General features: G+C 59.3%; 1 protein-coding gene. It reads left to right on the forward strand.

What is annotated here, in order from left to right:
• The first annotated feature begins 485 nt into the window (after positions 1-485).
• Positions 486-1,844: a group II intron reverse transcriptase/maturase gene (gene ltrA, locus WBG04_RS01125; RefSeq protein WP_424312497.1), complete on the forward strand. Its 1,359-nt coding sequence runs from the start codon at positions 486-488 to the stop codon at positions 1,842-1,844.
• The last annotated feature ends 83 nt before the right edge of the window (positions 1,845-1,927 follow it).

The raw sequence follows: 1,927 nt of genomic DNA on the forward strand, positions 1-1,927 counted from the left end.
TCGTGCGCCGCGAAGCGCCAACACCCTTCGGAGTGGGAGACTCCGGCCAGCCTCGGGCGCATCCGGGCTGAGAACTGGAAGTAACTGCGTCGCCGCGAGGCGGGGTGGGAAGCAACGAAAGGAATCTGACAGACCGTAAGAAAGACAAAATTGATGAACACGATTCGGCCACAACAGACTGGCGAGCCTGCGAGGTATTGGCGAAGCCCCGACGCGAAAAGCGTCGATCCCCGACGACAAAATGCGTTGCTCGGCGGGGAAGATGTTGGGGTGGTTGGTGACAGTATGTCAGGCAAGGGAGTTGGCGTGAACGCGGGAGATCTGCCGGGGCAGGATGCCGAAAGGTGCCCGGCAGAAGTCAGAGCCGCCATAAGAGCGCAAGCAAGCCATGGGAAATCCTATGCCGGAGTGACCGGGACCATGGAACGAAGCCGGGTAATGATCGGTGGAGCAAAGGGCGGCAGGAAGGTGGAAAGGCCGAGACCATGAAACGCGAAGAAGCATCCGCGTCAGTTCCCGCAAGGGATAAACAAGCGGAAGAGGACTTGTGGCAGTGCTACAAGGCCGAACGCGGAGTATGGACGGAGCCGATGCTGGGAGCCCTCGAAAGAGGGATCAAAGGAAACAAGTGGTTCAGCCTGATCGACAAGGTCAGCACAGAAAGAACCCTTCAGCTGGCATGGGAAAAGGTGCGGTCCAACGCAGGGGCCTGCGGCGTGGACGGCATCACGGTAGGACACTTCGAGAAAGACAGCCAAAGTCGGCTGCTCGCCGTGAAGGAGCATTTGAAAACGGGCACCTACCAAGCCAAGCCAGTCAAACGGGTCTGGATCGCCAAACCTGGCAGCGTGGAAAAGCGACCCTTGGGGATACCCACGGTCACCGACCGCGTGGTGCAAACGGCCCTGAGAATGGTCATCGAGCCCATCTTTGAAAACCGTTTCCACCCGCACAGTTATGGCTTCCGCCCCGGACGCGGTTGCAAGGACGCACTGAGGCATGTGGAGAAGCTGTTAGAAACAGGAAGTCTGCATGTCGTGGACGTCGACATCAGAGGCTACTTCGATTCGATCCCCCATGATCGGCTCATGGACCTCGTGCGCGAGCACGTGGTCGACGGGCGGGTGTTGGGGCTTATCGAGGGATTCCTCAAAACAGGCGTGATGGAACACACTGGCTGGAGCAAGCATGAAGACGGCACGCCGCAAGGCGGCGTCATTAGCCCGCTGTTAGCCAACATCTATCTCGACCCGCTGGACTGGCTCATGGCCGGTCTTGGTTTCCAAATGGCGAGGTATGCGGATGACATGGTCGTCCTCTGCCGCAGTCAGGAAGAAGCCGGGAAAGCGCTCGAAACGATCCGGGAATGGATGGCCGGAGTCGGACTCACCCTTCATCCAGAAAAGACCCGCGTGGTGGATATGAACCCAGCTGGGAGTCACTTCGACTTCCTCGGTTATCGGTTCATGAAAAGCCGCAAAGGAGGGATGCTGAAACTTGTCCGGCCCAAGAGCCTGCGCAAATTGCGCGAATCCATCAAACCCCGGACCAAGCGCACCAGCGGACGTAGCATGGAAGCCATGGTGGCCGAACTGAACCGGAAACTCCGGGGCTGGTATGGCTACTTCAAACACGCCGACCCCAGCGAGATGCAGAGAGTCGATGGATGGACGCGCGGGCGACTGCGTTCCATTCTGAGAAAACGTCGCGGCCTTCGCGGTCGTGGGCGAGGACGTGATCATCAACGCTGGCCCAACCGCTACTTTGCAGGACTTGGGCTCTTTTGCCTGCTGGATGCCCAGAGTGCTGAAGTCACCAGTCTCCGTAACGGAGCAAACCACTGACTGGAGAGCCGGATGCGGGAGATCCGCCTGTCCGGTTCGGAGGGGGGAGCGGCGCAAACCAATGCGCCGTTCCTACCTCTATC

This window comes from Haloferula sp. (assembly GCF_049672945.1).
Classification (GTDB): domain Bacteria; phylum Verrucomicrobiota; class Verrucomicrobiia; order Verrucomicrobiales; family Akkermansiaceae; genus Haloferula.